Raw genomic sequence first — 25,179 nt, forward strand, 5'->3', positions numbered from 1 at the left:
GAAAGCACCGGTCTTGAAAACCGGCATACGTTAATAGCGTATCTAGGGTTCAAATCCCTATCTCTCCGCCACTTTTAAAAAAACCGCTGTTCTTACAGCGGTTTTTTTGTATCTGCTGTTTTTTAACCGCTGTTATCGAAACTTCTAATTGATTTTTCTCTAGCTCTTTCTCCAAGTTTTTGCGTACCTACTTTGGGTTTAGTTTACGCAGTAATACCTTCAATCGAAGACATTTCCATACGTCTCATTTGGGCTTCAAATAGAGCTTTCTTAAGTCTCAACGTGGGATGCTTAAACGCATTTTGATAGAGTTCCAGTCTAAATACTGCGGATGCACTTGGAGAAAAAATGAAGCTACTTTACTGGTTAGATGAATGGCAAGCTCTTACTCAACAAGAACAAGAGATGGCTTTACCTATCTCTGGCTACGATTTACTTGATGATGTGTTTGTGAAGTATGAACTCGTCGATCTTAACAAGCCATTGTTGTTTACATTTTCTCCTTCCGGTACTGATGTGCAGGTACAAGATTTAACTCCGGATTTTTCTCCTTGGGGCTACGAGCTCGGAATACAACAACAAGTAAACATTATTGCCTTTCAACATTTAGGACAAAGTAATTGGTTCCGTAGTCGGAATTTGATTTTCTTTCTGGAGCAGCTATCTGAGTTGCTTCATCCCTTCAAATGTCGTTTGGGTTATGGGCAAAGTCGAGGTGGCTTTGCAATTGGCGCGTTCGCTAACTTGCTGAAACTAGAACATCTTTTGTTGTTTTATCCTGTTAGCACTAAAAATAAAGCGTTAGTGCCTTGGGATGATCGGCCGAGTACTGAGCTTGCTCAGCAGTTTGCTTGGGAAAGCGGCTACCATGATCGAGATTTGGGCAATGCCAAAGGTTATATTATTTATGACCCATCCAATCGCATTGATCGTCTTCATGCTGAACGTTATCCAGAGCTTACCCATTTAAAAGTCGTCGGTATGGGACACGGCACTCAATCCACACAATTAGATAAATTAGAATTTTTTAATCTGGTGGCGCAGGAGTTTGTTCGCCATCAAACCTTAGATATTGACCAATTTAATAAGCAAATTCACGCTTTGTTTTAAAAGAGGACTGATATCAGAGTCCCCTGTAACCAGGGGGAGATGATCACACACTAAAAACTAGATTTTTAACACAATTGCTAGGCGCAATTTAGATGGAGGATTAATGAAGTTACTGTACTGGTTGGATGAATGGCTGGCTCTTTCTCGTGAAGAACAGCAAACCAGGCTGCCGATGTCCGGGGAGGACTTACTTGATGATGTATTTGTTAAGTATGAGTTTGTCGACCGCAATAAACCGTTGTTGTTCACCTTTTCCCCTGCTGGTACGAATCTACAAGTACAGGACTTACACTCAGACTTTGCGCCTTGGGGTTATCGCTTAGCCCAGAAACAAAAAGTAAATATTATTTCATTTCAGCATCTTGGGAAAAGTAACTGGTTTCGCAGCCGTAATTTGATTTTCTTTCTAGAGCAGCTATCAACTTTACTTGAGCCTTTTGAATGTCGTTTAGGTTATGGGCTTAGCCGCGGTGGTTTTGCTATTGGTGCCTTTTCTAATCTATTAAAGTTGGATCAAGTATTGATGTTTCACCCGGTCAGCACAAAAAACAAAGTTTTGGTGCCATGGGATGATAGGCCAAGTACTGAACTTGCCCAACAATTTGATTGGGAAGGAAAGTATCACGACCTCGACCTTGGCGATGCAAAAGGCTATATCATTTATGATCCAACTAATGAAATCGACCGCCTTCACGCCAAACGCTACCCAGAGCTCACTCACTTAAGAGTCTTCGGGATGGGACATGGTACCCACGCGACGTATTTGAATAAATTCGGTTTTTATAAGCAAGTGGCCGTAGACTTTATACGTTATCAGAAGATAGATATAGCGCAGTTTCGTCATCAGACCAAAACGCTGCGCTTAAAAGAAGATTACTATCAGTGCCTTAACAAGGCGAATGCGAGCTCACAGCATCGTTTAAACTTACTGAGTACCGCTCATAATGTACTAATTGAAGAAAAGAAAGAACATGTGAAGGAGCATCAAGCGCAAATCGATATTCAGCCACTTGTTGATATTGCACTTAAGCATGAGTATGACAACCCGCAAGATGCAGTACAGCTTTTGGAAGTCGCTCAGCAGCTGGTTCCGAATGATCCCGTTGTGGAGCACAAGTTGCAGCAACTGTCGTAGCGTTGAGGTGTAATGCGGACGATATTGGTCGAAATAGGTCAGTGGCTTTTGTCGCTGGCCTTTTTAATAGCTTATGGATTGATATGTCGATGAAATCTAATGAAGCAGTACAAAATAAAAAGCCCAAGCAAATGCTTGGGCTCCATAAATGTTAATGCGAGTTTTAAAACTCTTTTGGCGCAAAGCCTGTCATCACATCAAGGCGAAGTTCTTTACCAACTTTTGTTAATGGGTGAACGATTACTAAGCCGCGTACGCGTTTTTTCAGTTTGCCGATGTCCGCTTGTTCTGCTTTGGTGATTTCACGAGAGAATGGCATATCAAGTAAGCTTTTACGTTCTTTGTTCAGCTCATAGTTTTGCTTATGCTTTAACTGGTTAAGCTTTTTGGTTAGCTGTTCTACTTCATCCGTGAACTTTGTAATCATTTCGTGATCACCACGAGAACGTGCCGCATCAAGTTTACGTTGGCATGTATCTAAACGGTTGTGCAGCTTTTGAATATCAGTTTTTATGCTCATGGTAATTTGGCTCAAATTTTAAATAGTCGAGAAGTATAGCATAGCTGAGATCACACGCTCTACTATACTTCTCGATTGTCTGGCTTTAGTTAATCAGTTCATTGCCCGATACGTTACCAGAGAAAAAGGCTTCGACGTTATCAAGCGTCACAGAGGCAATATTATTAAGTGCTTCGTGAGTCAAGAATGCTTGGTGGCCAGTAAACAGCACGTTATGACAAGCCGATAAACGGCGGAAAACATCATCTACAATGACATCGTTAGATTTATCTTGGAAGAATAAGTCTTTTTCATTGTCATACACGTCTAGGCCAAGCGCACCAATCTTACCTTGTTTCAACGCTTCTATCGCCGCTAGTGAATCTAGCAACTCGCCTCGACTGGTGTTAATGATCATTACACCATCTTTCATTTGCGCGAAGGCTTTTTCGTTCAATAAGTGATAGTTTTCTTCACTCATTGGACAATGGAGAGAGATAACATCCGCATTAGCGTAGATTTCTTCAAGCGAACAGTAACGGGCTCCCATTTCTAGTGCTAATGGGTTTTCGTAGGGGTCGTAGCAAAGCAGTTCCATGCCAAGCCCTTTGAAGATACGCATCGTCGCGATACCAATCTTACCCGTACCAATAACACCAACGGTTTTTCCGAAAAAGTTAAAGCCAACAAGACCTTCTAGCGAGAAGTTGGCGTCACGTGTCCGTTGGTAGGCCTTGTGAAGACGGCGGTTTAGGCACATCATTAAACCAACCGTGTGCTCTGCCACTGCCTCTGGTGAGTAAGCAGGAACTCGAACCACTTGTAAACCTAGTTCTTTGGCTGCTTGTTGATCAACTTTATCAAATCCCGCGCAGCGCATAGCAATAAGCTTGGTCCCGCCCAGAGAAAGCTGTTTAAGGACAGGAGCTGAAAGATCATCATTAACAAACGCACATACGACATCACTGCCGTGCGCCATCTTGGCTGTTTTTTCGGTTAGTCGGAAGTCGTGATAGTGAAATTCAAAATCGCGGTTATTTTTAATTTTATTAAAAGAGGCTTCGTCGTAGGATTTTGCACTAAAAAAAGCAATGTTAATCATGGTTCCCTCTCAAAAAGTGCGGACTTTATAAATAAATATGCTTATAAAGTAATGCAACTTAGCCGCAATGAATAGAGAAATCTTCTCTTTGACTTTTGTTGTATCAAATAACGATAAGAAGTACGCCTTTCAGCGAGTCTATCTTATGGTTCCGCATTAGATACTGTTTGCTTTACGAGCATTAACTGACTAGCATTATCGCTCTTTTCTTGTTCACTTTATTAGCTTAGGCGTTACAACAATGTCAGTAAAATGGTGCTCTATGTTCTTGTGTTGTGTGTTTGCTTCTGGCACTCACGCAGCTGTTGACCTCGTTAAAGTCGACAAGTCTAAGCGTCGAATGTATTTGATGGAACAAGGAGCAGTGCTAAAAGAATACCGAATTGCTTTAGGAGCGAACCCTCAAGGACATAAACAAGAAGAGGGAGACAATCGCACACCAGAGGGCGAATACACTCTAGATTATGTTATAGAGGACTCTGCTTTTTATCGTTCTGTGCATATCAGTTACCCTGATGCGATTGATACGTTGGAAGCGAAGCGCCGAGGTGTGTCCCCTGGAGGGAACATCAAAATTCATGGCTTAAAAAACGGTGAGAGTCAGTTGCCGATTTACATCCAAAGTTTTGATTGGACTAATGGGTGTATTGCGATTACCAACGAGGAGATGGACGAATTTATCCAGCTTGTCGAGATGGGGACACCAATTCAGATTGAGTGGTAATAAAAGGTCCCCTTTAATGTTCTGGCTCTTATAGGCTATGGCATAAAGCGCTGTGGATGATCACTAAAAATACCGTCTAACTGAGGCAGGTATTTCAGTTTATTTGGATTGTTCACCGTATAGCACATCACTTTGTAACCGGCTTGTTGGAGTTTGTTTATCTGGCGAGAGCGAACCCAGTTAATGTTTAGGTTGCAGCTATAGGCACTAATTTCTTCCAAAAGGCGTTTATCTTTTCTCGTAAAGAATTCACTTAACACACCCAATCGGTAGCCACTACAATATTTGTGCATCGCTCTAATGACGTCATGACTAAAGCTCGATAGGAGTACATTCTCTTGCGGCATTGGACTTTTTGTTAACGCATTGGCGAGAGTCTGCGCCACTTCTTCCGCTGGATGGTTGTCTACTTTAACTTCGATATTCAAGTTAAGCTTATTCTCAGTAGCTAAAGTGAGCAGTTCATCTAGTGTCAAGATCTTCTCGCCTGAAAAGTCTGTGCTAAACCAACTACCGAAATCTAATGCTTTTAACTCTTCCAGGGTGAGCTCATCAACACGGCCTTGTCCATTGCTGCATCGATTGACGGTATGATCATGGCAAACCACTAAAACATTATCTTTGGTAGGCTGTATATCCACTTCCACCCACCTCAACCCCAGGTCAATGGCTGCCTGAATGCTTATTTTTGTATTCTCAGGGTATGAACCTGCCACGCCACGGTGACCAATTAATAACGTTTCCATTCGCTTTATCTTTTGCTTTGCGGTTGCCAGATTGTACTCGTTTTTTCTATGAAGATATATCTAGGTGCATATTGTTAGGAACCTTTAGTAAAAGTGAACATTAAACTCTAATGGTACGTTGCTGCTTCTTGGACTGAGTCCTGTGGACTTAAAGCCTTAGAGTGTGTAGTTGTTTAATTGGTAAATGAGTAATAAAATGCGAACCATTTTTATTTGAATGGTGAGTGGTAATGTCACGAGTTTTGATAGTCGATGATGACGTTCCTTTGTGTGAGCTGTTAGAAGCGGTTTTGCAAGAGGAGGGCTACATCGTCTCTTCTGTGCATTGCGGTGAAAGTGCGCTGCAATATATGGAAAAAACGCCTGTAGATCTTGTATTGCTTGATGTCATGTTACCAAACCTTAACGGCATGCAAGTTGCTCGTAGGATCTGTCAGCGCTTCGCGACACCTATTCTAATGCTTACCGCTCTCAACGATGAAAACTCGATGCTTGATGGTTACCAAGCGGGGGCCGATCAGTATATCGGAAAGCCTTTTAATGTCGCTGAGCTTCTAATGCGCATCAAAGCGATTCTTCGTCGTGTTGGCTTGGAACGTCAACGTCAAACGATGTGTAGTACCGTTCAAACGATCAGTGACCAGCTTAATAGCTTACCCCTCACAAGTACGGAAGCTGAACTATTGAGCTACTTGGTAAAAAACCAAGGAGTCGTGATTTCAAAAGCAGAGCTTCAAACTGAAGTGTTAAAGAAAGAGCTGAGTCCTTTTGATCGCAACCTTGATATGCACATCAGTAACATACGTCGCAAGTTAGTTGAAGCGGGGCTTTCCAAGCAACATATCAAAACCTTCCGTGGCAAAGGTTACAGTTATTTAGAGGCTGTAAACTGTTAATGAAGCTCCGGTGTCCACCTTTTATTGCAAAACGTAAAGACAGCTTAGCGTTCAAGTTATTTAGTTGCATGACCGCAATTGTCATTAGCATTTTGGTCGTGCAATCCTTAGCGGAACAAGCTCTGGTGAAAGCCATGTTGAAAGTGCCCGATAGTGTGCGAGAAGAAATGCTAGACCTTGCACATCAAGCTAACGTATTGATTGAGCACGGAGACATGGACGAACTTGCTGACTGGGCAAATGCGCAAAACTTTTATTTATTTGTGTTGAATGAACATCAGCAACCAGTTACGCACCGTCTGATGCATCCGCACTTCGAGTTCAAACTTCAATTTAAGAGAAGCATCGATGATCAACTTGAGGGGAAAGTGAATCGCCCCATCATCAATATTCCTTTAGTTCATGGCAATACTTTAGTGATTCAGTTGCCACATCGACTGCACCCTGCAAATGACTTCATTCTGTATTTCTCTATTCTCAAAGTCGTGATTGCAGTGGTTATTTTGGCGCTCTTTTCACTGCTAATGGCACGTAACTTACAGCAACCATTGGATCGATTGAGAGAAGCAAGCAAAAAGCTATCTAATGGCGATTTTAATGTCAGTGTCGTGAAAGAGCTGAAGTCGAGCACGCGTGAGTTTAACGAGTTAGCGCAAGATTTCGATCACATGACGCAACAGATTCATTCTCTCGCTGAAAAGCAGCGACTGCTTATAAGAGATGTCTCTCACGAATTGAGAACGCCGTTAGCGAGGCAGAACTTGGTTCTGCATCTTTTGCGAAAGCGTGTTGGAGAAAGTGAGCAAAGTCTAGTGACAAGGTTAGAAGATGAAGCAAAAGAGCTAAACCATTTGATCAGCGATATATTGGAGTTCAGTCGCTTGGAAAATGCGCGCTTCGACAAAGCCACGAAACGCTGTGATTTAGAAGTTTTGCTCTCCCCGCAAGTAGAGCGTTGCAAAATAGATTTGAAGTCAGAACAGACGTTGTCTTTCCGCTCAGAAGCTGTATGTGCTAAAGCTTTTTGTGAAGAAACGCTCGTCATTCGTTGTTTGAACAATCTTATTGGTAATGCCATTAAATATTCAGGACAAGCATCTCAGATAGAAGTTTCTCTGGAAAATTATGTCAAAGAAGGGCAGCAGTTCACCATCATGTCAGTATCTGATGATGGGCCTGGTATTCCAGATAACAAGCTGGTCGATATTTTTGATCCGTTTACGCGCTTAGATGCTTCTAGAGATAAAAAGCTTGGTGGCTACGGTTTAGGTCTTGCGATTGTCAAAGAATCCATGCGTATTATGGGTGGAGCAGTTACGGCGAAAAACCGTGAGCAAGGTGGTCTGAGGGTTACTTTAGTGTTCAAGCAATAAGTATGATTAAGTCGTAATTTTTGCGATTAATATCACATTATCATAGCGCATCATCAGAGAGTACTTTACAAAAGTTTGCAAATGCAAAGAATGTAAATTTAATGCAAATGGTAATACTTATCACTTATATTCACCCGCGAAATAATTAAGAGGGAATCGCATTCAACAAGTATGTGACCCGAAAAATAATAATCGGAGTGAAAGGATATGTTTACTAAGAGCCATTTGGCGTTAGTGATCGGTGCAGTGTTAGCAACACCTGCAGTGGCGGAAGTTCAAACAGACGAACATGTAGTTGTAGAAGGTCGAGAGTTCGGCTACAAGGCAGATACAAACAGTACAGCAATGCGCATGGAAATGACGCAGCTGGAAACGCCGGGACAAGTAGCGGTTATCGATGAAACGGTAATTGATGAGCAGCGTGCAAGTACACTTGGTGAAGTGCTACGTAACGATGCAAGTGTTAGCGCGGGTGGTACAAGCCGTAACCGCGAACGTTTCTCTCTACGTGGTTTTGAACTTAGCAGTTCAGACGGTTTTCTTCGTGATGGTCGTCAACACTGGTCACACTACCGTCAGCCAATTGAGCTTTTAGAGCGTGTTGAAGTGCTTAAAGGTCCATCAGGTCTGCTATACGGTAAATCTGAGCCGGGTGGTTTGGTAAACATGGTTTCGAAAAAACCAACAACTCAAACACAAGCAAGTTTGAGTCAAGATCTAGGTTCGAATGATCACTCACGCACTGTGCTTGATGTGAGTGGCGCGCTAAATGATGCAGAGACACTGCGAGCGCGCGCAATTTTTGCCAAAGAAAGCTACGGCTCTTGGCGCAGGTACGGTGATGGCACTGAGCCTAAAACAGATCGTACGGTAGCTGGCCTAGTGGTTGAGTACGATATCACCGACAACTTTATGGTATCGGCTCATTACGATCGCACGAAAGACGACGGTAGCGTGGACTCTGGCGCATACATTGTTGATGGCAAAGCGGTTCGCGGTGATAAGTACATTTGGGATGCGCAGTGGTCTGAAATTGATAACGAAGTAGAAAACTACGGTGTCGATATTAATGCGCAAGTCACGGATAACGTGAACGTAAAAGCAGGTTACAACCGCCAAGACTTTAAGCGTTTTGATGTAGAGTCTTACCCTAAGTTTGATCAGTATGAAGAGTTAAATACGATTAAGCATCGAGGCAACGATCGCTCCGATAATTGGGTATTTGATACTGCATATATAGATGTGACGACGGACTTTACTTTGTTCGGTACGGAAAACACGTTGTTAGTGGGCGCTAACTACTTAGATTACAGTTATGATCGCTTTATGGCATTTCATAATGAGGCGAGTATTGCGCCAGGAGAAACGGTGCCTAAGCCTAGCTATAGTAGTTCGAGGAAATCACCAACAGCTGAGTACGATACTTGGGGTATCTACGCGCAAAATATGATGACGATTAATGATTACTGGCAAGTGCTTGCAGGTGTTCGTTATGACGAAAAGCGTGATGATGAACTGACCGAAAACCAAGTTTCTCCAAAGTTAGGTGTGATATTCCACCCATCGACGAATGGCTCGGTTTACGTTCAGTATTCTGAAAGCTTCATGCCTCAAGGTGAAGTCAGCAACGGTAGTCGTACCTACATCAATGAAGGTGAGAAACTCGACGCTGAGCGTGGTATCTCTTATGAAATCGGTACGAAGTGGGAACTGTTTGATCAGCGTTTATTTGTATCTGGTGCTGTGTTTGATATCACGTTAGAGAACATCTCGCTGGATGTTGAAAGCGGCAAAGACGCGGGCGGCAATCTCCTACACAAGAAAACGCAAGGTGGTGAGCAAGTTCACAAAGGCGCTGAGTTAATGGCTCAAGGTTTTGTGACCCCAGAGTTGTCGCTAACCGCTTCTGCAATGTATTTGGATGCAGAGCTTAAGAAGGCAGAAAGATATGAAGGTAACCGCCCTGTAGACGTGCCAGAGTTCTCGGCAAGTCTATGGTCTAGCTACAAGGTTCAAGACAACACTAACTTAAACCTTGGTTTGATTTATGAAGGTGATCGCTACGGTGATGCAAAGAACACCTTCAAGAAAGATGGCTACGCTCGCGTTGATATGGGCGTGTCATACAAACATAAGTACGATGAAAACTTGGATATTATTGCTCGATTCAATGTCGAGAATTTATTCGATACCGACTACTTCGCAGGTGGTGGTAGCACGAATGGCGAGCAAAAAGGTGCGAGTGGGGTTGTGGTTGGAGAAGGCCGCAACTACATGGCAACAATCCAGTTCAAGTACTGATAACAATTTGATTATTAAAGGGGAAGGGTAGTCTTCCCCTTTGGTCGTTTTTGGAACACAGAAATATAACTCGTATGAATCTAATGAAATCAAGTATCGCTCTGTTGATATCATCGGTTTTGATTCCCGCTCACGCGGCGAACTTAAACGATGCACAAGCTGTGCAGAGTAAAACAAACCAGTCGTCGGCGGTAAGCCAAAAACGTATTGATGCAAGCGCAGAAAAATCACTTACTCTAGAAGCTGAAATTGAGCAGCTGCAAGAGGAAGTCGGTAACTTGAAGATTTATCGCGATCATCTTGCAAGCCTTGTTGAAAGTCAAAATCAAGAAGTTGATAGCTTGAACGAGCAAATTGAGCAGATTGCTCAAACTCGTCAAGGTGTCGTGCCTTTGATGTATCACATGCTTGAGGGCTTAAAAGTGCTCGTCGCTAACGACAAGCCTATACGCAAAGCGCAACGTGAGGAGCGAATTGCAAAGCTGGATTCCATGATGACGCGTGCAGACGTTGCGGATGCAGAGAAGTTTCGTCGTATTTTAGAAGCGTACCAAATTGAAATGGATTACGGCACCAAGCTTGGCGTTTACCAAGGCAAGATTAACCTAGGTGACAATGAAGCTGTGGAGGCGGACATTCTCTATTTAGGGCGTTTGTCTTTGGTAGCGCGTAGCTTATCTGGTGACACATTTTGGAGCTGGTCACAGCAACAACAAGCATGGCAACAAGTGGGTTCTGAGCAAAAATCAGAGCTAGACAAAGCGTTCGCTATGGCGAATAAACAGATCGCGCCGAGCATGTTAACTCTACCAGTGTCGTTAACCGCTGCGGAGGGCAAATAAATGATGAAAAAATGGTTATCGGTTGCATTAATCTCGACAGCCGCATTAATGCCTTATACAACTTTTGCTAGTGATGCGTTGTTACAAAAGGCGCAGCAAGAAAATCGTCAACAGCAATCGCACAATGTCGCGCGTGAATCAGGTTTTAAGCAAACAGAGCAAGACCTACAGGCTATAAAGAATAAATTGGTGGCAGAGCGTGCTGCTCTTCAAGCAGAGGCGGACTCATTAAGTGTTACCTTCGGTGAAAATGAAGCAGAACTGGCACAGCTAGAAGAAAAGTTGCGTCTAGAAACCGGGAGCCTAGGTGAGTTATTTGGCGTCGTTCGCCAGAACGCAAAAGAGCTAGAGTCTGAGCTAAAAAGCTCAGTAACCGGTGTAGATGCAAACTCATATCAGAAAGATATCGATGCTATTGTTGCGGCTAAATCACTGCCAACGTTGACCCAACTTCAGGCGATGTGGCGCAGCATGGAAGAACAAATCAAAGCAAGCGGTGAAATGGCAAACGTCTCTTTCACACTGCTAAATGGCGAAGGTCGTGAACAAACGGTTAATGGTGTTCGTCTTGGTTCTATGGCGCTGCTGGATGAGACTGGCTACGTTAAGTGGAATGGTCAACGCGGAGACGCGGTAAACTATCTTCGTCAGCCTGAGAACGGTCCAACAGCGAATACTATTTCCTCTGGTGACATTGATGCACTTGTCATTGATCCGTCACGTGGCATTCTTCTTGAACAGCTTGCAAACTCACCGACTTTGGCTGATCGCCTAAATGCGGGTGGCGTTGTCGGCAAAATCATCCTTGGCTTATTGGCTATCGGCCTATTGATTGCGCTCGTACGTGGTGCATCACTGATGATTTCGCGCCAGAAAATCATGAAGCAACTGAAAACCCCAGCGCAGCCAGGAAACAACCCTTTGGGTCGCGTGCTTGCGGTATACCAGAAAGACAAGCATCGCAGCGTAGAAGCGTTAGAACTACGTCTTTTGGAAGCTGTTGTTGATGAGCAAACCCACCTAGAAAAAGGGTTGTCGATGCTTAAGCTTCTTGCTGCTCTAGCTCCTATGCTTGGCCTACTAGGCACGGTAACGGGTATGATCGAAACCTTCCAAGTCATCACTCAATTTGGTAATGGTGATCCGAAAGTAATGGCGGGTGGTATTTCAATGGCACTTGTGACTACCGTACTTGGCCTTGTTTCAGCCATGCCTTTGCTATTAGCGCACAACGTATTGAGCTCTCAAGCAGAAAATATTCGCAGTATCTTAGAAAAACAAGGCATCGGTTTAGTTGCAGAACAAGCTGAGCGTGATATGCCGAGTAACAAAAGTCACTCTAACACCTTAGCGGAGAACGCAGCGTAATGGAGCAGATCCTACTCAGCACATTGGGTTTGATCAGTGAGGATTGGGCCACAACCTTGATGAGCTTTATGCAGCAAGGTGGTCAAATCCTATGGTGGCTGGCCGCCGTCGTGGCGGTGTGCTGGCTGTTGGTTATGGAGCGAGTTATTTATCTCACAACGGTTTTCCCTGGGGTAAAAAAACAGCTTTGTGAGCAGTGGCAAGCAAGATCAGAGCACCACTCTTGGTACGCGCATCAAATCCGTGAAGGATGGATTGCAAAAGCGCAAATCGAACTGCGCCAAAACCTATCGACTATTAAGCTACTTGTGGCGGTTTGCCCAATGCTAGGGTTGTTAGGGACGGTGACAGGCATGATTACGGTGTTTGACGTAATGGCATCGCAAGGCAGCAGCAATCCGAAATTGATGGCTTCTGGTATCTCACTTGCTACGCTGCCAACCATGGCGGGTATGGTAGCAGCGCTTGCGGGCATGTTTATTCATGCTCGCCTTAGCAAAGTGTGTGAACGAAAAGCTATCCAGTTAGAACAATCTTTAAGGAGTCAAAAGTGAGACTCGGACGCAGACCTAACCAACAAGATGAAGCTCAAGTCGATTTAACCTCGATGCTTGATATCGTCTTCATCATGTTGATCTTCTTCATTGTGACCAGTTCGTTTGTACGTGAATCCGGTGTAGAAGTGAATCGCCCTCAGGCTTCTAATGTAGTAAGTCAAAAAGACGCGGGCATTTTTATCGCAGTAACGGCAGCGAATGATGTGTACATTGACAAACGAGTGGTTGATATTGAGCGTGTTGAGGCCTCTATTGAGCACCTGTTACTTGATCAGCCTGATGCTTCGTTAGTTATCCAAGCTGACGAGCATGCTTACAATGGCACTGTCGTGAAAGTGATGGACGCTGCAAAGGCAGCAGGTGTGAAGAACATTGCATTGGCGGCGGAGAAACCTTAATGGGCAGGCTGTTACTTGCACTACCAGCATCACTGTTAATTTCTGTGAGCTTGTTTAGCTTTATGGCGTGGATGGTTGATAAAGGCAACCAGCGTGCACCAGAAGCTTCAGAAGCCGTTCGTTTTGATATGGTGATGGTAGAGAATGAAGCAGACGTGCAGCGTCGTCAACGTTCAGTGCCGAAGCAACCAGAACCACCTCAAGCGCCGGAGCCAATGGATCTGTCTCAAGCTGACACTCAAATGGAACCAATGAGTCAGATGACGCCAGTCAGTGCTTTAGGTTTAAACACTGCCCTTGAAGGCATCGCGATTAGTGCACCAAACTTGAAGGGAACAATGGGCAACCAGCAAGCACTGCCGTTGTATCGTGTTGATCCTCGCTATCCAAGTAAGGCGCTGAAACGTAGAGTGGAAGGTTATGTCATTATGCGTTTCACGATTGATGCAACTGGACGACCAAAAGATATTGAAGTGATCGAGGCTGAGCCCGAGCGCATGTTTGAAAGGGAAGCAATCCGTGCGCTTAAAAAATGGAAGTATCAGCCAAAAGTTGAGGATGGTGTGTCAATTGAGCAGTTCGGACAAACCGCTAAAGTGGAGTTCAAGTTAGCCAAATGATGAAAAAATTCTTAATCGGTACGGTATTAAGCCTGAGTGCACTCTCAACCATTGCCAGTGAGTTAAGCCAATACACCGCAGCGAGAGTTCAACGAGCACATAATTTGGCTCAAGAAGAGAAACTGAAAGAAGCGATTTCATCTCTTGAAGCTATGGAGCTTTCTCGTGGATATGACCAAGCTTATGTCGCTCGAATGTTGGGTATTTTTTACTGGCAGAACGAGCAAACTCAAGCGGCGATTAAGCAACTTGAGTTGGCAGTCAATAGTGGTTTGCTACAAGATGAGCAAGCATGGCAAACCCGAAAAATGTTGGCTGATATACTACTGAACGAGCAACGTTTTTCTAAGGCGTTACCTCATTACTATGCCTTGAGCAAAAACATTCCTAAAGGTCAAAAAGCGCATGAGCTATGGCTGCGTATTTCCCAATCTCATTATCAACTGAGTCAGTGGCAAAAAGTGCTTTCAGCAATGGCTCGTTATGAGAAGTTTGGTCAGCCAGACAAGCTTGGCGCATTGTCGATAAAGCTTTCTGCTGAGCTAGAACTGAAAAAGTGGAAGCCGGCAATCTCGACCATCAAACGCTTAATCGTGATTGAACCTGAGCGAATTGAATGGTGGCGTCAGCTTGTTGCTCTATACCTGCGGGTTGATGACAACAAACGTGCCCTAGACTCTTTGGCGTTGGCAAAACTGAAAGGGTTACAACTTAGCCAAGATGACTTAAAGCTTCTGGCACAATTGTACGCGAAACGAGGTATTCCTGAGAGAGCTGCGTTGGTGATGAACGAGCTAGAGGATGTAAACTCGAATAGTAAGCTAAAAGCTCAGCAAGCAACATATTGGCAAATGGCAAAAGAGTGGGAAGAGTCTATTGATAGCTGGCGTATTGCAGCTCAGCTAGATAGGCAGTATTACTGGAACTATTCTCAACTGTTGGTGCAAGAAGGCCATTATAAAAATGCCATTGCCGCGCTCGATAAGGTCAGAGGTCGTAAAGCGGATGTTGCACTTATCAAAACTCGCGCTTACTACAAACTTAAGCGGTTTGACGATGCGCTCGCTAATGCCAAAAGAGCGAATGAGATTAAGCCATCGAATCAGGCAAAAAGTTGGGTTAAGTATCTATCTCAGCTACGCAAAGTAGAATCGACGCAGAACTCATAGCGAACATTTTTATTAAATACCCGAGCTCAGTCTCGGGTATTTTTTTGTTTAAAGTAAACAATGTAAATTAAATGCCAATACGAATGATTATCACCTAAATTATGTCCCACATTTATTGGTGATGATTGTTTCTATGTTGCTTAAAAGCAAAGGTGTTCAAACTTGGGCTCGCCGCCTACATATCTATATTTCGATGGCTCTTCTCTTAGTTACGCTGTTTTTTGCAGTAACTGGTATTACCCTCAATCGCCCCGAATTGTTTGAACGCAGTGAACCTATCATTCAACAACATACTCTGACGGTTCCGCACTCAGTTCTATTCTCACATTCAGATACCTTTCAACCTAATCGTGAAGGGCTGGTGGCTTTCTTGACTAAAGAAACCGAGCTTCGCGGCACTCCCTCCGCACTAGATGTGTATACCGAAGTTGAGCAAGGTGAGTTGTTACTCGGAGAGCTTTCTATGGATTTTAAAGGCCCGGGTTATAACGCTACGGTCTTTATTGATATGACTACTGGTGCAGCAGACGTCGAAACGACGCACTACGGTATTGTTGCGCTGCTGAACGATCTACATAAAGGACGCAACAGTGGTGGGATTTGGAAGTGGTTTATCGACGTCACTGCGCTTTTGATGGTGTTTTTTGTTCTTACAGGCGTGTGCTTATTACTGCCTAAGAAGAAGACGCTCAGAACGTCAATGCAATGGATGAGCTTTGGTACGTTACTGTCGCTCGTAATTTATTTTGTTGCTGTTCCATAACAGCTTTTTTAGAGAACACTTATGTTGAACACAGGAAGATTTTTCCGCCGTAATCACTTTTGTAAAGCCGCTTTGATCGCGGCTTTTACTCCTTTCTCTCTTTCCGCGGCGCCTCTACCAGATAACGCGAAGGTCGACTTCGAACTCGAACTTCCAAAGATAGATACCTCAATGTATGCACGCCCTTATGTGGCGGTTTGGGTTGAAAACGATCAGCGTAAACCGGTTAAAACCATTCAGTTATGGGTAGGGAAAGACGAATGGTTAAAAGATCTACGCAGCTGGTGGAGAAAAACGGGTCGTTATGATCGTGAACTTGTTGATGCGGTGACTTCTGCAACACGTCCTGCTGGTCAATACCGCTTTGTCTGGGATGGAACCAATGACTCAGGGGAGCGTTTGGAACAAGGAAATTACACGTTGTACGTCGAAGTCGTTCGTGAACACGGTGGGCGAAACTACTTACGTCAAAAAATAACGCTAGCGGACAGTGACGTACGCTATGAGCTTAAACCAACACAAGAGACGGGTGTCATCACCGTCAATTATCAAGTTAAGTGATTAAAGGACACAACAATGAAAACCAAAATGAAAGCAGTGGCATTGGCGAGTGTAATGGCAATGGGATTGGCTGTAACCACCACCGCGCAAGCACATCCACGTTGGGTTCTGCCCTCTCACTTTACGGTTTCTAAAGAAGGCGGTGACTGGCTGACATTTGATGTTACTGCCTCTCACGGAACGTTTGTTTTTGATAAGCCTGCGGGTAGTGATCAGGCATTTGTGGTGATGCCGGATGGCCGCTCTGAGCGTCCTAACTTTGTTGTTCGTGGCAAGCGTCGCTCTATGTTTGATTTCTTTTTTACAGAAGAAGGCACGCACAAAGTTGCGATTAATAATCAGCCGAGCTACTACACACAATACAAAGCGGGCCGTCGTGATACGGTGAAATGGGCGCGAGCAAGCAAAGCTGAGCGTGGTGATGTGCTTCCCGAGCAAGCGCGTGATGTGGTTACTCAACTAAGTTACACCCGAGCAGAAAGCTACATTACGGTTGGTATGCCAACGGACAAAGCGTTGGAGATTGAAGGCAAAATGCTGGAGATGAAACCGATCACGCATCCATCGGACATCATTGAAGGTGAGCCTGTGACTTTCCAGTTTTTCTTTAACGGAGAGCCACAAGAGGGCGTTACTGCTGAGATTACACGTGAAGGTACTATGTACCGAAACCATCAAGAACAAATCGATGTGGTGAGCGATAAAGATGGCAAAGTGATCTTCACGCCAGAGGTCGCAGGGCGCTACTTAATGAAAGCGAACTACAAAGGTGAATTAAAAGATAATCCATTGGCGGATAAAGCGAGTGCCAATGTTCACCTTACGTTTGAAACTCAACTTAACTAATCGAATTAGGCTCAGCAATCGCTGGGCCATTTTGGAATCATCATGAATAACACTTCTCTTCTAAAAGCTGCTTTGCTTTTTTCTGGATTTGCTTCTTTTCACGCTGCTGCACATTTTCCTCTGATGAGCTGTCACTTGGCGCAAGATAAAGTGATTTGTGAAGCGGGCTACTCGGATGGATCGACAGCGGTCGACTACGATGTCGAAATGTACGATTACGACGACAATCTGATCGCCAAAGAAAAAACAGATAAGCGTTCCATCGCAGAATTTACTCACCCTGAAACAGATTTCTATTTGGTATTTGATGCCGGACATGAAAGCCCGGTGGAAGTGGATATCGTTGAGCTGAAAGAGAAATGAGTGTAAAGAAAGTTCGCCCTGATGATGGTAACCGAGAAGGAAAGTGGGTCGCACTGACAATCGCAGCAATTCTCAGTTCAGCAGCCATACTTATGCCCTACCATCAGGTCGCGACTGAAAAGCCAGACATGCAGTCTCATCAAGTGTTAATCACGGATTTACATCAAAATGAGTTGGGGTTGATCGCTGAACTTAAGCTCGCTCATGAAGAGATTCGTGATTTGCAGTTAGATACCGGAACTTGGCCTGAGATCTCTGATATGGAGGCGCTTTGGATTGCTCCATTCGTGAAAGACCAAAATTGGAAGCGTAAAGGTTCTCATCAGTGGCAACGAATTGATGACGGTGTCTACATTGGCGTGAAGACCAGTGCCCAAGGCTCTGCTTCCATGCTGTTGGATAGCCGCAGTTCTCAAGCTGATATTTGGTTTAATGATTCTAGCCGTTCGTTAAATGTGGAGGGACTAAGCGAGCTAGCAAAACGCCACGATTTCGGTTGGAAACAAATCGTTGTGTCAGACTCTTCCTCTCACTCTCACGCCCATTAAGACAACATAATTGATAAGTACTATGATCAAACGCTCTCTTTTACGTCGTATTCTTACAGCCACCGCGTTATTGGCGGTGTCTTCTACAGGCTTTGCTGCCGAAAAACTCAGTATTGGTATTACGCTTCAACCTTATTACAGCTATGTTAAAGCCGTTGTTGGTGAGAAGGCGGACATCGTTCCTTTGGTTGATGCTGGTTTTAATCCTCACAACTATTTGCCACAACCTAATGATCTTAAGCGCTTAAATGAAATGGACGTAATAGTGATCAATGGTATTGGTCATGACGATTTTGCACTGAAAGTGATCAAGGCTTCTCAGCGTGATGATCTCGTGGTTATCGAAGCGAACAAAGAAGTGCCTTTATTGCCCGCTATGGGGCAGTCTGTTGGTCAAGGAGCAGTGAACCCTCACACCTTTGTCGGTCTATCAACAACCATTCAAAAGGTTTACACCATCGCGAGTGAGCTAAGCCAATTGGACCCAGACAATGCTACGTTCTATCGCCAAAATGCTCGTAAATACGCGAAAACATTTCGCCTGATGAAGCGTGATGCAATGTTGTCTCTTGGTGAGTTGGACACGGCTGGTATGAAGGTGGCGACAACCCACAATGCTTACGGATATATCCTTCAGGAGTTTGGTGTTGACGTTGCCGCTGTCATTGAGCCTGCTCATGGTGTAGAACCAAGTGCAAGTCAGCTACAGGAAACGATAGAGAAAATTCGTGAATCGGGCATTGATGTTCTGTTTTATGAGCTCAATATGCCGAATCGCTTTGTTGATACCATCGAAGAGGCGACCGGGGTGCAGCTTTATCGCTTTTCTCACATGACTCACGGTGAGTATGAGGCTGATAAAGTCGAGGTTGAGATGCGAGATAATGTGGAAACACTAATCGAAGCCATGAAATTTGTGGCGAGTAAGCGAGCAGGGGAAAAGGCGTGATGACTGGACCTTCCGTTTCCTTAAGTAACGTGGGCCTAAAATACGCCGACAATATCATTTTGCAGAACATCAGCGCCGAATTCGAGAACGCGAAATGTCACGTTATTATGGGACCGAACGGCGGTGGTAAAACCTCTTTGCTTCGTTCGGTACTTGGACTCACGCCATTTTCGGGAAACATAGCGCTCAATTGGCCAGAACCATCAGCTGCATCGGGGAAGATAGGGTATGTGCCACAAAAAGCGATGTTTGAAGCAAGCCTCCCGTTAACCGTGATGGATTTTGTACTGCTTAACCAAACTCGTATCCCTCTATTTTGGCGACGTAAAACGAAACAAACTCAACATGCCCTGGCCCAGCTGGATCGCGTGGGTATGGCAACGCGTAGCGACCGTCGTATGGGGCAACTCTCTGGCGGTGAGCAACAGCGTGTTTTGTTTGCGCAAGCTTTACTGGATGAGCCCAATTTATTGGTTTTAGACGAACCTACAACTGGCATGGATGAGCAAGGTGTTCGATATCTTGAAGGTTTGATTCATGAAGTTGTTGGAGAAGGCAAAACGGTGGTGGCAGTACATCATGACGTGACCGCCGTGCGCCGTTTAGATGCGCAGGTCCATGTCGTAAATCGTCAAATTGTGGCGTCAGGTCACCATTCAGATGTGCTAAGCCCTGATCGTATAGAAACATTATTCAAGCACTACACAGCAAAAGTGGAGGCTGCATAATGGATTGGTTGCGAGAGTTAGCGGTTAGCGGCGTTGAAGCTGGATGGTTAAGCGATAGCTTTTCTTATGCCTTCATGGTAAACGCAATTGTGGCAGCGCTGATATTAGGACCATTACTTGGTGGTCTTGGTACATTAGTCATCGCCAAGCGACTGGCTTTTTTCTCTGAAGCGGTTGGGCATGCTGCGCTTACCGGAATCGCGATTGGTGTGTTGCTCGGTGAGCCGCCAGAGAATCCGATCATCGGATTGTTTAGCTTTTGTATGATTTTTGCGCTGTTGCTTCACTTTGTTCGTAATCGTACGAATGTACCTTACGACACACTGGTTGGGGTTTTTCTTGCATTAGCGTTAGCGGTTGGTGCTGCGCTGTTAATGTACGTTGCTCGTAAGATCAACATTCACATGTTGGAGAACGTGTTGTTTGGCTCGATCTTGACTGTGACGGACAACGATATCCTTATTTTAGCGATCAGTTGTTTGATCATATTACTGCTTCTTATTCCAACGTTTAACCGCATTTTGCTAACTTGTATCAGCCCGGATATTGCACGTGTACGCGGCTTTAATACCAGCTTTTATGATTACTTATTTGTCATGATGATCACCTTGGTCACCATCGCCGCGGTAAAGATTATTGGCGCGGTATTGGTTGGTGCATTGCTGCTGATTCCTGGTGCAACGGCTAGGTTATTGACTAAACGCATGGGCAGTTTTGTTCTCCTTTCTTCTTTATTGGCAACCATTGCGTGTTTAATAGGAACCATACTGCCGATGGAGCTTGAGCTACCAGTGCCATCAGGCGCATCCATCATCATTGTTTCTGCGGCATTTTTCCTAACAGCAACGGTTTACCGAATTATCCAAAAAGCGTAACCCTTTTTATAAAGTAATGAACATGAAGATAAAAAAATTAGCGATAACTTTTGGTTTGGTTATAGCGACAACACTTCCATCGTTGGCAAGCGCCAAAGACATTTTAACCAGCACTCCCGTCACGTACATGTTGTCTGAGCAACTCATGAAAGGTACAGGGATAGAGACTCAGTATCTGCCTCCAAAGCGTTACGGCGTTGAGCGTCTTGAGAACTGGTTCGCAAATAAAGGTACAGAGCAAGTTAAGCAAGCGGGTCAAGCCGCGACGGTTGCTATTACTCTTGGTGCGATTTGGAAACAAGACCCGACTTATGTTTACGCTCGACAGGGCAACATTCACTTGATTGAAATCGATGCATCGCAGGCCATTTCTCCTAGAGCTCAAGGAGTTGCAGTTCTGACATTGGAAAACGGGTCAACATCGAAGTACGCATGGCTGAACCCTACAAACTTAATCCGAATGGCGGGCATTGTTGGAGAGGATCTACAACGTGTATATCCTGAACACCAAAAGGCGATTCAAACGAATCAACAGGCTCTTATGCTCAATGTGCGTGAACTGATCAACCAACAACAGGCAGAGATCTTCGATAAAGGCATCGATTCAGTGGTACTGATGAGTGAGTCACTAGAGGATTTTGCCTCTGGCAACCAATTGTTTGTGGTTGGGCGCGAATTTAAGCCGGAACTTGAGTGGACAGAAGAAGACAAATTATCTTTAAAAGCTCAGTTTGAACAAGATAAAACGCTATGGTTAGTGACGGATAAACGACCGTCGAAAACCTTGACATCGCTTATTAAACCGAGCCGCATACTGCAAATTGATGTTATTGACCGCTGGGGCAGTAACGGTATCAAAACTGAGAAGCCACTCGCACGTTGGGAGATGTGACACGTAAAAAGCCACAGATTTTATGATGGGGAGTGAAAAGTTCCCTATTTTTTTGTGATTAAGCTCAAAATGTGAGCATTGATACCACTGGTTGCATAAGAAAGTGTTTGTTTCATTTCTATTTCATTACTACTTTGTTATGTGTTCGTTGCGATTGATTCGGATTTAATCTGTTTCTAAGCGAACCGGTACAAACAACTATACGGATGTTAACAATGAAAATGAAAACTCTAGCCGTTGCAGTGGCGGCACTAGCATGTGGTTCACAGGCCTTCGCAGCAGAAGTTTACAACAGCGATGGTACATCTTTATCGATCGGCGGTCACGTTTCAGTTGGCGTGGGTGAGTATTTCGAAGAAGAAGTAAAAGTTCACCAAGTGTCTCCACGTATCAATGTTGCGGGCAAGAAAGACATTGGCAACGGTATCACTATCGACGCTAAAGGCGAATGGGCACTTAACTACCTAAATGGTGGTAGCCAGTCGTTTTCAACTCGTTTGGGCTACATCGGCGCGACCCACCAGCAGTTTGGCCGTTTAGTGGGAGGTACACAGTGGTCTCCGTACTACGATGTCGCTGGCGTTGCGGATCTACCAATCGCGTTCGCGAACGACTTTTTGTACGACAATCACAACAATCTAGGTACTGGTCGTGCTGAAAAAATGATCAGCTACCGTAAAAGCTTTGAGTTTGGCGAAGGTTTTGCTTTCAACCTAGGTCTTGGTTGGCAAGGTGAAAATGATGATAGAGGCCTATCATTACAACAAAACCCTAACACAGGTCTTCCAGAATACGTTTCTAAAGGCAGCAAGTATGACCAACGTGGTCAAATCGCACTGAGCGGCTCTGTTGCGGGCTTTGGTCTAGGCTACGTATACAGCGGCGGTGATGTTGAGAATTCTGGTCTAGGTACTAAAACTGCTGAATCACACCTTGTTTCTGTAAATTACGGTGAGTATGGCTCTGGTCTGTACGCAGCTGTTGTATACGGCATGAACGAATACTTCTACGAGATGCGTGAAGAAACTACTCAGATTGAGGGCCTACTAGCGTACGGAGTCAACAATTGGACGTTCAGCGTTAACTACGAAGGTGTAGAAGACGACAAAGACAACAAGACAGTTTCAAGCGAAACTGCGCTACAAGCAGAGTACGCAGTAACTCCTGCATTCGTTACTTTCGCTGGTTACCAGTTTGACCTAGGTAACGACTACAACAATGAAGAGAACGACTACTGGACTCTAGGTGCTCGTTACTACTTCTAATAAATAGGCCAGTTTCTACTGCCTAAACACATTTATTGTGTTAACGCCTACTCGTTGTGAGTAGGCGTTTTTCTTTCTGCTATCCTTTGGCTATAAGAGACGCTAGTCATTCTGTGCTTAGGTAACCCCACTCTTTGTTTAGAGAGTGCGTCTATAAAAAATGCCCGCAACTTGCGGGCATTTTTGTTGTTAGAAGAGATGCAGTTCTATTAATACGCTTATTTTTTATCGAGTAAATCGAGGAAGAAGGCATACTCTAGCGCATCTTCTTTTAAGCGCTTAAATCGACCAGATGCGCCGCCGTGTCCGGCTTCCATATCGGTTTTGAACAACAAGACGTTATCGTCTGTCTTCATTTCACGAAGTTTGGCGACCCACTTCATTGGTTCAAAGTACTGTACTTGAGAGTCGTGCAAGCCAGTCGTTACCAACATGTTCGGGTAGTTTTGCGCCTTGATGTTGTCGTAAGGCGAGTAACTCAACATATAGTCATAGTATGTTTTGTTATTTGGGTTACCCCATTCATCATACTCATTGGTGGTCAATGGAATCGATTCATCGAGCATGGTGGTTACCACGTCCACAAACGGAACATGTGCACCGATACCGCGGTACAGTTCTGGTGCTTGGTTGATGATAGCCCCCATTAAGAGACCTCCTGCAGAGCCACCAACAGCGAAGACTTTATCTTTCGCGCCGTAGCCTTGTTCAACCAAACCTTTAGTCACATCAATAAAGTCGTTGAATGTGTTTTGCTTGGTTAGTTTTTTACCGTCTTCATACCAAGGGCGGCCAAGCATTTCAGATCCACGAATATGAGCAATGGCGTAAACAAAGCCGCGATCCAATAGACTCAAACGTGTCGAGCGGAAAGTTGGCTCAATGGTTGCGCCATAAGACCCATAACCATATTGGTAGAGTGGATTCGTACCATCTTTCTTAAATAAGTCTTTACGATACACCAAAGAAACGGGTACTTCTTTACCGTCACGGGCTGTGACCATGATGCGTTCTGATTGGTAATTGTCAGGATTAAAATCACCAAGTACAGGTGTTTGCTTCATGATTTCTGACCCGCCCGTTGTTAGATCGAAATCGTAGTAGGTTCCTGGAGTGGTTAAACTGCTGTAATAAATACGAACTTTCTCGTTATCCAGCTCTAGGTTACCTGTCAAATAGGCAGCAAACGCATCGTCATTAAATGTGAGGGGGAATTCTTTTCCTGTTGAAAGCTGACGTACAGTGACGCTTGCTAGGCCGTTAGAGCGCTGCTCATAGACGATGTGATCATCGAATAACTCGAAGTCGACAAGTTGAGTGTTGTCGTCTGCGGCAATCACATCTTGCCATTTAGAGCGGTCATGTATGTCATTTTGATGAACTTTCATCAAACGGAAGTTGACGGCTTGATAGTTAGTATAAATGTAGTACCAATCGCCTAGCTTAGAAATACTGTATTCAATGCCATCTTCGCGAGGATAGAACGGTTTCGCCTTTGCTTTAGGGTTGTTCGCATCAATGATAGAGACCCCACTGGTTTCTGTACTCGAATGCCAGATATAAATATCTTCGCCATCTTTGCTTTTGCTTAGTGAGGTGTAATAGGCGCTGTCGGTTTCCTCAAAAATCAGCTCATCGTTGCTTTGTGGTGTGCCCAATACATGACGATAAACTTGGTAGCCCAATAAGGTCTGTGGATCTTTTTTGATGTAGTAAAAGGCGTTGTTATCGTTCTGCCATGCGACAGCGCTTGAGGCCCCTTCGATTTCATCTTGTAGGTAATTGCCTGTTGTCAGGTCTTTGATCTTAAGGGTGTACACGCGGCGGCTTAATGTGTCTTCGCCATACGCCAATAAGTTTTCATTCGGACTAACGTATAGGCCGCCGATACTGAAAAATTCATGTTCTTTTGCTAGTTCATTGACATCTAAAATGATTTGTTTGTCTTTGCCTGCAAAGTCTTTAGCTCGCAAATGGACTTCGTACTCGTTATCTCCGGTCACTTCACTGGAGTAGAAGTAGTTGCCTTTACGAACCGGTACTGAGTTGTCGTCTTTTGCGATACGCCCTTTAATTTCTTCAAATAGCGTATCTTGAAATGTTTCAGTGTGCTTTAGAACGGTTTCTGCGTACTGATTTTCTTTCTCTAGGTGCTGTAAAATTTCAGGGTCTTTACGTTCGTCGTCACGCATCCAGTAGTAGTTATCAACGCGGGTATCGCCATGAATAGTCATCGCGTGAGGGACTTTTTTCGCAACCGGAGCTTGAGTTTGTTGAGCAACGATCTGTGTTTGGGAGTATTGAGTCATGCTGGGGATTCCTTGATTGCTGCATCCGGCGACAAGCGCGACCGAGACGGCCAACGTAGTTAAAGTGAAACGCATCTGATTTTATCCTTATTGTACACCCAAGTGGCCTCATCCTGAGGGCTGGGCTTTCATTTTGTTAGTGGTTTTCAGTTGTCCATTCTTTGTTATGGGGTATGCCGAAAAAGTGAGAATCCTCAATATTTTCGAGTTGGCTACTCAATTTGAAGGAAGCTGAAAACA

26 protein-coding genes are annotated in these 25,179 nt (G+C 44.4%); 22 read left to right on the forward strand and 4 right to left on the reverse strand.

Annotated features, from left to right (window positions below; all coding sequences use genetic code 11):
* Positions 1-348: 348 nt before the first annotated feature.
* On the forward strand, positions 349-1,110 hold the full coding sequence (locus R7Q11_RS00005; RefSeq protein ID WP_005374276.1) for a hypothetical protein: 762 nt from the start codon (positions 349-351) through the stop codon (positions 1,108-1,110).
* 103 nt (positions 1,111-1,213) lie between these two features.
* A complete protein-coding gene (locus tag R7Q11_RS00010; RefSeq protein ID WP_005374275.1) occupies positions 1,214-2,245 on the forward strand; it encodes a hypothetical protein in 1,032 nt (343 codons plus the stop codon).
* 163 nt (positions 2,246-2,408) lie between these two features.
* On the opposite strand, the gene R7Q11_RS00015 is transcribed toward R7Q11_RS00010, so the two are convergent.
* Together R7Q11_RS00015 and R7Q11_RS00020 are read right to left on the reverse strand one after the other, a co-directional pair.
* Positions 2,409-2,765 (reverse strand): YibL family ribosome-associated protein, encoded by a 357-nt coding sequence (locus R7Q11_RS00015; RefSeq protein ID WP_005374274.1) that lies wholly within the window; start codon positions 2,763-2,765, stop codon positions 2,409-2,411.
* Positions 2,766-2,850: 85 nt separating this feature from the next.
* Complete coding sequence (locus tag R7Q11_RS00020) at positions 2,851-3,846, reverse strand: 2-hydroxyacid dehydrogenase (RefSeq protein ID WP_033906222.1); 996 nt, start codon at positions 3,844-3,846, stop codon at positions 2,851-2,853.
* A gap of 241 nt (positions 3,847-4,087) precedes the next feature.
* On the opposite strand from R7Q11_RS00020, the gene R7Q11_RS00025 reads away from it, so the two are divergent.
* Complete coding sequence (locus R7Q11_RS00025) at positions 4,088-4,570, forward strand: murein L,D-transpeptidase family protein (RefSeq protein ID WP_017819702.1); 483 nt, start codon at positions 4,088-4,090, stop codon at positions 4,568-4,570.
* A 35-nt stretch (positions 4,571-4,605) separates the two neighbouring features.
* On the opposite strand, the gene R7Q11_RS00030 is transcribed toward R7Q11_RS00025, so the two are convergent.
* Positions 4,606-5,316: a glycerophosphodiester phosphodiesterase family protein gene (locus R7Q11_RS00030; RefSeq protein ID WP_225466060.1), complete on the reverse strand. Its 711-nt coding sequence runs from the start codon at positions 5,314-5,316 to the stop codon at positions 4,606-4,608.
* Between the two features lie 230 nt (positions 5,317-5,546).
* Here R7Q11_RS00030 and R7Q11_RS00035 point away from each other — a divergent pair, with 230 nt between their 5' ends.
* The 19 genes from R7Q11_RS00035 (at position 5,547) to R7Q11_RS00125 (ending at position 22,630) form a co-directional block, all read left to right on the forward strand.
* Positions 5,547-6,212: a response regulator transcription factor gene (locus R7Q11_RS00035; RefSeq protein WP_017635544.1), complete on the forward strand. Its 666-nt coding sequence runs from the start codon at positions 5,547-5,549 to the stop codon at positions 6,210-6,212.
* Positions 6,212-7,585, forward strand: coding sequence for a sensor histidine kinase (locus R7Q11_RS00040; protein ID WP_005374264.1), 1,374 nt, complete (start codon positions 6,212-6,214; stop codon positions 7,583-7,585). Before R7Q11_RS00035 ends, R7Q11_RS00040 begins: the two co-directional genes overlap by 1 nt.
* Positions 7,586-7,792: 207 nt before the next feature.
* Complete coding sequence (locus tag R7Q11_RS00045; protein WP_054729623.1) at positions 7,793-9,886, forward strand: TonB-dependent siderophore receptor; 2,094 nt, start codon at positions 7,793-7,795, stop codon at positions 9,884-9,886.
* Between the two features lie 74 nt (positions 9,887-9,960).
* On the forward strand, positions 9,961-10,728 hold the full coding sequence (locus tag R7Q11_RS00050; protein WP_005374260.1) for a DUF3450 domain-containing protein: 768 nt from the start codon (positions 9,961-9,963) through the stop codon (positions 10,726-10,728).
* On the forward strand, positions 10,729-12,096 hold the full coding sequence (locus R7Q11_RS00055; protein ID WP_025768072.1) for a MotA/TolQ/ExbB proton channel family protein: 1,368 nt from the start codon (positions 10,729-10,731) through the stop codon (positions 12,094-12,096).
* Positions 12,096-12,650, forward strand: a complete 555-nt coding sequence (locus R7Q11_RS00060) for a MotA/TolQ/ExbB proton channel family protein (RefSeq protein WP_017635540.1) — start codon at positions 12,096-12,098, stop codon at positions 12,648-12,650. The genes R7Q11_RS00055 and R7Q11_RS00060 overlap by 1 nt, the downstream gene beginning before the upstream one ends.
* Positions 12,647-13,051, forward strand: a complete 405-nt coding sequence (locus R7Q11_RS00065; RefSeq protein WP_005374257.1) for an ExbD/TolR family protein — start codon at positions 12,647-12,649, stop codon at positions 13,049-13,051. The genes R7Q11_RS00060 and R7Q11_RS00065 overlap by 4 nt, the downstream gene beginning before the upstream one ends.
* Positions 13,051-13,671 (forward strand): energy transducer TonB, encoded by a 621-nt coding sequence (locus R7Q11_RS00070; protein ID WP_225466061.1) that lies wholly within the window; start codon positions 13,051-13,053, stop codon positions 13,669-13,671. The genes R7Q11_RS00065 and R7Q11_RS00070 overlap by 1 nt, the downstream gene beginning before the upstream one ends.
* Positions 13,668-14,840, forward strand: a complete 1,173-nt coding sequence (locus R7Q11_RS00075; RefSeq protein ID WP_225466062.1) for a tetratricopeptide repeat protein — start codon at positions 13,668-13,670, stop codon at positions 14,838-14,840. The genes R7Q11_RS00070 and R7Q11_RS00075 overlap by 4 nt, the downstream gene beginning before the upstream one ends.
* A 133-nt stretch (positions 14,841-14,973) precedes the next feature.
* A complete protein-coding gene (locus tag R7Q11_RS00080; RefSeq protein WP_005374254.1) occupies positions 14,974-15,603 on the forward strand; it encodes a PepSY-associated TM helix domain-containing protein in 630 nt (209 codons plus the stop codon).
* A gap of 21 nt (positions 15,604-15,624) precedes the next feature.
* The gene (locus R7Q11_RS00085; protein WP_025768071.1) at positions 15,625-16,164 is read left to right on the forward strand and encodes a DUF2271 domain-containing protein; all 540 of its coding nucleotides are present in this window, start codon (positions 15,625-15,627) and stop codon (positions 16,162-16,164) included.
* A 15-nt stretch (positions 16,165-16,179) separates the two neighbouring features.
* Positions 16,180-17,010, forward strand: coding sequence for a DUF4198 domain-containing protein (locus R7Q11_RS00090; RefSeq protein WP_025768070.1), 831 nt, complete (start codon positions 16,180-16,182; stop codon positions 17,008-17,010).
* A 42-nt stretch (positions 17,011-17,052) separates the two neighbouring features.
* A complete protein-coding gene (locus R7Q11_RS00095) occupies positions 17,053-17,373 on the forward strand; it encodes a hypothetical protein (RefSeq protein ID WP_046873904.1) in 321 nt (106 codons plus the stop codon).
* Positions 17,370-17,921 (forward strand): DUF6162 family protein, encoded by a 552-nt coding sequence (locus R7Q11_RS00100; protein ID WP_053349399.1) that lies wholly within the window; start codon positions 17,370-17,372, stop codon positions 17,919-17,921. Before R7Q11_RS00095 ends, R7Q11_RS00100 begins: the two co-directional genes overlap by 4 nt.
* Before the next feature lie 22 nt (positions 17,922-17,943).
* Positions 17,944-18,870, forward strand: coding sequence for a metal ABC transporter solute-binding protein, Zn/Mn family (locus tag R7Q11_RS00105; protein WP_225466063.1), 927 nt, complete (start codon positions 17,944-17,946; stop codon positions 18,868-18,870).
* Positions 18,870-19,598 carry a metal ABC transporter ATP-binding protein gene (locus R7Q11_RS00110; protein WP_005374248.1) on the forward strand — a complete coding sequence of 243 codons (729 nt, stop codon included), beginning with the start codon at positions 18,870-18,872 and terminating at the stop codon, positions 19,596-19,598. The genes R7Q11_RS00105 and R7Q11_RS00110 overlap by 1 nt, the downstream gene beginning before the upstream one ends.
* Positions 19,598-20,473, forward strand: coding sequence for a metal ABC transporter permease (locus R7Q11_RS00115; RefSeq protein ID WP_005374244.1), 876 nt, complete (start codon positions 19,598-19,600; stop codon positions 20,471-20,473). Before R7Q11_RS00110 ends, R7Q11_RS00115 begins: the two co-directional genes overlap by 1 nt.
* A 22-nt stretch (positions 20,474-20,495) precedes the next feature.
* Entirely contained in the window at positions 20,496-21,365 is an 870-nt protein-coding gene (locus R7Q11_RS00120; RefSeq protein WP_005374240.1) for a metal ABC transporter solute-binding protein, Zn/Mn family, read from the forward strand.
* A gap of 215 nt (positions 21,366-21,580) precedes the next feature.
* Positions 21,581-22,630: a porin gene (locus tag R7Q11_RS00125; RefSeq protein WP_005374238.1), complete on the forward strand. Its 1,050-nt coding sequence runs from the start codon at positions 21,581-21,583 to the stop codon at positions 22,628-22,630.
* A gap of 218 nt (positions 22,631-22,848) precedes the next feature.
* Here R7Q11_RS00125 and R7Q11_RS00130 read toward each other — a convergent pair whose 3' ends face one another.
* Positions 22,849-25,014, reverse strand: coding sequence for a S9 family peptidase (locus R7Q11_RS00130; protein WP_082240176.1), 2,166 nt, complete (start codon positions 25,012-25,014; stop codon positions 22,849-22,851).
* Between the last annotated feature and the right edge of the window lie 165 nt (positions 25,015-25,179).

This window comes from Vibrio sp. 970 (assembly GCF_033339075.1).

Bases quoted from the DNA above. Each gene is read 5' to 3' on its own strand.
- R7Q11_RS00035 (WP_017635544.1), top strand. From the start codon at position 5,547: ATGTCACGAGTTTTGATAGTCGATGATGACGTTCCTTTGTGTGAGCTG.
- R7Q11_RS00020 (WP_033906222.1), bottom strand. From the start codon at position 3,846: ATGATTAACATTGCTTTTTTTAGTGCAAAATCCTACGACGAAGCCTCT.
- R7Q11_RS00105 (WP_225466063.1), top strand. From the start codon at position 17,944: ATGATCAAACGCTCTCTTTTACGTCGTATTCTTACAGCCACCGCGTTA.
- R7Q11_RS00040 (WP_005374264.1), top strand. From the start codon at position 6,212: ATGAAGCTCCGGTGTCCACCTTTTATTGCAAAACGTAAAGACAGCTTA.
- R7Q11_RS00115 (WP_005374244.1), top strand. From the start codon at position 19,598: ATGGATTGGTTGCGAGAGTTAGCGGTTAGCGGCGTTGAAGCTGGATGG.
- R7Q11_RS00120 (WP_005374240.1), top strand. From the start codon at position 20,496: ATGAAGATAAAAAAATTAGCGATAACTTTTGGTTTGGTTATAGCGACA.
- R7Q11_RS00045 (WP_054729623.1), top strand. From the start codon at position 7,793: ATGTTTACTAAGAGCCATTTGGCGTTAGTGATCGGTGCAGTGTTAGCA.
- R7Q11_RS00085 (WP_025768071.1), top strand. From the start codon at position 15,625: ATGTTGAACACAGGAAGATTTTTCCGCCGTAATCACTTTTGTAAAGCC.
- R7Q11_RS00095 (WP_046873904.1), top strand. From the start codon at position 17,053: ATGAATAACACTTCTCTTCTAAAAGCTGCTTTGCTTTTTTCTGGATTT.
- R7Q11_RS00060 (WP_017635540.1), top strand. From the start codon at position 12,096: ATGGAGCAGATCCTACTCAGCACATTGGGTTTGATCAGTGAGGATTGG.
- R7Q11_RS00110 (WP_005374248.1), top strand. From the start codon at position 18,870: ATGACTGGACCTTCCGTTTCCTTAAGTAACGTGGGCCTAAAATACGCC.
- R7Q11_RS00015 (WP_005374274.1), bottom strand. From the start codon at position 2,765: ATGAGCATAAAAACTGATATTCAAAAGCTGCACAACCGTTTAGATACA.
- R7Q11_RS00080 (WP_005374254.1), top strand. From the start codon at position 14,974: ATGTTGCTTAAAAGCAAAGGTGTTCAAACTTGGGCTCGCCGCCTACAT.
- R7Q11_RS00005 (WP_005374276.1), top strand. From the start codon at position 349: ATGAAGCTACTTTACTGGTTAGATGAATGGCAAGCTCTTACTCAACAA.
- R7Q11_RS00075 (WP_225466062.1), top strand. From the start codon at position 13,668: ATGATGAAAAAATTCTTAATCGGTACGGTATTAAGCCTGAGTGCACTC.
- R7Q11_RS00030 (WP_225466060.1), bottom strand. From the start codon at position 5,316: ATGGAAACGTTATTAATTGGTCACCGTGGCGTGGCAGGTTCATACCCT.
- R7Q11_RS00025 (WP_017819702.1), top strand. From the start codon at position 4,088: ATGTCAGTAAAATGGTGCTCTATGTTCTTGTGTTGTGTGTTTGCTTCT.
- R7Q11_RS00050 (WP_005374260.1), top strand. From the start codon at position 9,961: ATGAATCTAATGAAATCAAGTATCGCTCTGTTGATATCATCGGTTTTG.
- R7Q11_RS00070 (WP_225466061.1), top strand. From the start codon at position 13,051: ATGGGCAGGCTGTTACTTGCACTACCAGCATCACTGTTAATTTCTGTG.
- R7Q11_RS00100 (WP_053349399.1), top strand. From the start codon at position 17,370: ATGAGTGTAAAGAAAGTTCGCCCTGATGATGGTAACCGAGAAGGAAAG.
- R7Q11_RS00055 (WP_025768072.1), top strand. From the start codon at position 10,729: ATGATGAAAAAATGGTTATCGGTTGCATTAATCTCGACAGCCGCATTA.
- R7Q11_RS00130 (WP_082240176.1), bottom strand. From the start codon at position 25,014: ATGCGTTTCACTTTAACTACGTTGGCCGTCTCGGTCGCGCTTGTCGCC.
- R7Q11_RS00010 (WP_005374275.1), top strand. From the start codon at position 1,214: ATGAAGTTACTGTACTGGTTGGATGAATGGCTGGCTCTTTCTCGTGAA.
- R7Q11_RS00125 (WP_005374238.1), top strand. From the start codon at position 21,581: ATGAAAATGAAAACTCTAGCCGTTGCAGTGGCGGCACTAGCATGTGGT.
- R7Q11_RS00090 (WP_025768070.1), top strand. From the start codon at position 16,180: ATGAAAACCAAAATGAAAGCAGTGGCATTGGCGAGTGTAATGGCAATG.